The sequence below is a fragment of the Nocardia pseudovaccinii NBRC 100343 genome, from assembly GCF_001613225.1.
GTDB classification, from domain to species: Bacteria; Actinomycetota; Actinomycetes; order Mycobacteriales; family Mycobacteriaceae; genus Nocardia; species Nocardia pseudovaccinii.
This window is the reverse complement of record NZ_BDBY01000311.1, coordinates 1-2,880: the sequence shown is the minus strand read 5'-3', so window position 1 is coordinate 2,880 and position 2,880 is coordinate 1. Positions and strand designations below refer to the sequence as shown.

The following is a 2,880-nucleotide window of genomic DNA, read 5'->3' as shown; positions in this document are numbered from 1 at the left end:
GGTCAGCACCCCGTGGCACGTGTCGACAGTCAATCCTTGACTGGAGTCGATAGTGCTCGCATACCCGAGCTGCACGTTCTCCCGCACGTAGTCGGCGTCCAGCGTGGCCAGACGCCCAGAAGTGGTGTGCGCGGCAGTAATCCGGCCGTCCGGATGCACCTCCCGCACGACCCACCGGTAGCTGTTGCGCACGAAGTCGGTCGCCGAGATCCGCACGGCGTAGTTGTTGCGGCGAGTGACTATCGTGTCGCCGTCGCTGGCGGCCAGGCCGTCGCTGAGCACCACCTCCCGCGCATCCTCCGGTAGAGGAGTGCGGGCAAGCCGCTGCGCGCGGGCCCGCGCGTTCAGCTCGGTCACCAGATGCCGGGTCGGGGCGAGCAGCAGCGAGTCCAGGCCCGCGGCGGTGTCGGCGGCCCACGCGGCGAAGGCCTGCTCGGTCACCGAGCCGATCGTGCCGACGTGGATGCGGTCGCGGTCGGCGTAGAACCCGAGGCCGGCCGGATCGCCGTCGCGCACCGCCAGCGACGCGGCCCGCTCACCAGCATCGGCGAACCTCATCACCGCCGTCAGGGTCAGCGCGTCACTGGCGTGAGCGATGTCGCGCATCACTCCGCCCGCCTCCACGGACGCCAGCTGCTGGTCATCGCCAATCGCCCGGACCGACGCACCCCGCCGCAGCAGGAACGCCACGGCCGCATCCAATTTGGCGGTCGCCGCCTTCGCCGCCTCATCGAGGATGACCAGCGTGCGCTCATCGATGCTGCGCAACCACTCCGGTGCGTCCTGCTCGTCCAGCACGCCGGTCTCCAGATCGGCGGCCATCGTGACCAGCAGGTCGATCGTGGACGCGCTCACCCCCGCCTCCTGCTCGAGCACACCCGCCGCGGCCGAAGTCGGCGCGATCCCGATCACCGAGCCACCCTCGGCCCGCCACGCCCGCACCAACACCTCCATCGCCGTAGTCTTTCCGGTCCCGGCTGCGGCGATACCCACCTGCAACCGCGCACCGGAGGTCGCCATCGCCGTGACGAGGGCACGCTGTCCCGGATTCAGCCGCCGCCCCTGGTTGTTCGCGGCGAACTCGACCTCGGCGATCTCGACGGCAGCCGCCGAGATGACGCGACCGCCATACAGGGTGCTCGCCTCGAGCAGCCGCCGCTCGGCCGCCAACACCTGCGGCGAGGTGTACAGCGTGGATCCGGCGGTCACGTACACACTCGTGCCGTCGCGGCGAGCCAGCACACCCGGCGCCGCAATGGTGTCGTGCACACCGCGCGGGATCGAAATCGGCTCCGACAGCGCGGAATCGACCACGCGCTCGACGACCTCGTCCAGTCGCGCGACATCGATGCGCCGCCCGCGCATCTGCCGCTCCGCCTCCGCCCGCACATGCGGGATCCGCCACGTCGCCCGCGCCTGGGAGACCGTCCCGATCACCCGCCGTGCAACGGTGTCGATCCATACGTCGTCGACGAGCTCCCGCACACGCACATCGCTGCCGTGCTCGCGGGCCAGGACATGCGCCAGCATCGCCTCCAACCTTTGCTCGCCCAGCAGCCCCACCGCCTCAGCCCACCACGCTGCCCGCTGCTCGATCAGCGCCCGCGGCGCGTGCTTGCGCGCCCTGGTCGCGATCGTGGCCGTCCCCGCCATCCTCAGTACTTCTTTCGGCATCGGCTCCCGCCGATGCTTGACCTGGAATTCGCTGCTCCTCGAACCAACTCGAGCGGTGATCTCCGCGTTGCGCTTGGACCACAACTCATTGAGATCCGCAGTCACACCGACGATCTCCCGCACCGGCCGCTTTCCCGCGACCTGGCCGGGGCGCTCGGCGAACTCCAGCCCAAGCGCCTCACCGAGATACGCCTCCAGCCTCGTGTTATAGACCTCGGAGGCGGCCACGTTGTGGAGGTACAGCTGGTTGCTGTCGATCGCTCGCCAACTGCCATCCAGGGTGCGCACCTTCGCCGACACGACCACATGGGTGTGCAGATCAGGGTCGCCGGCGCGGGAGTCCCGATGTGTGTAGGCGGCCGCGATGATCCCTTCCGTGTCGACCTGCCGCACACCGCAGGCGCCCAGCCGGGTGTACGCGGCGTGCTTCTCCAGATACGCCAGCGCGTCCCGGATCGCGGCATGGTGGGCAGCCTCGATCTTCTCGGCGACCTCGCGCGACGCGACCGCCCACAGCGTGCTGACACTCTTGCAGGGCGAGAACGTTAGATCGACCGCCGCCAACGCCACTTTCGGCGGCCGCAGATTCCGCGAGATCCACCCAGACAGCTCGGTATCGGTCTTCGGCGCCCGCTCATGCTCCGCGGTGAACATCCGCAACGCGACCTCGGTGCGGATGCGCGCGAGCTCCTCCTCCGGCACCTCCGCATCGCGCGGATTGCCCTGCTCGATGTTCCAGGCCTCGATCGCGACCGCGCACTCGCGCCGGAAATCCGGTCGCTCGCGGTACTGGTAGAACGGCCGCCCCAACCGCGTCAGCTCGCGGATCACCCACGGCTGCGTCACACCGTCGGCCTTCAACCGCGCGGTGATCGCTGCGGAATCCGGATGCAGGCCTTCCCCGAACAGCGCGGCCATCTGCGCCTCGGTGATGGCGTCCCCGACCTCGACCTCGTCGAACGCGACCAGCCCGGACCCGATCCACCGGCCCGGTGCCTCCCCTTTGGCCTCGTAATAGTTGGCCAGCGTGGCGCGGCCGCGGTCGTCGCCATCGGCCACAGCAATGCACCGGGCGTAGTAGAGATATCCCTCGCCCGCTGCCAGCTTGTGCAACGTCATGACCACACAATCCACGGTACGCAAACCCTTAGCAGCAAAGAATGTATGAGGTTTGCGCTGTTATTGCTGAATGTTGTTGGGTGTAGG

The 2,880-nt window shown here is 68.8% G+C and carries 1 protein-coding gene; it reads right to left on the bottom strand.

The annotated features are described in order from the left end of the window. On the bottom strand, positions 1 to 2,793 hold a 2,793-nt coding region (mobF, locus tag NP3_RS36265; RefSeq protein ID WP_157124788.1), incomplete at its 3' end, for a MobF family relaxase. Between the last annotated feature and the right edge of the window lie 87 nt (positions 2,794 to 2,880).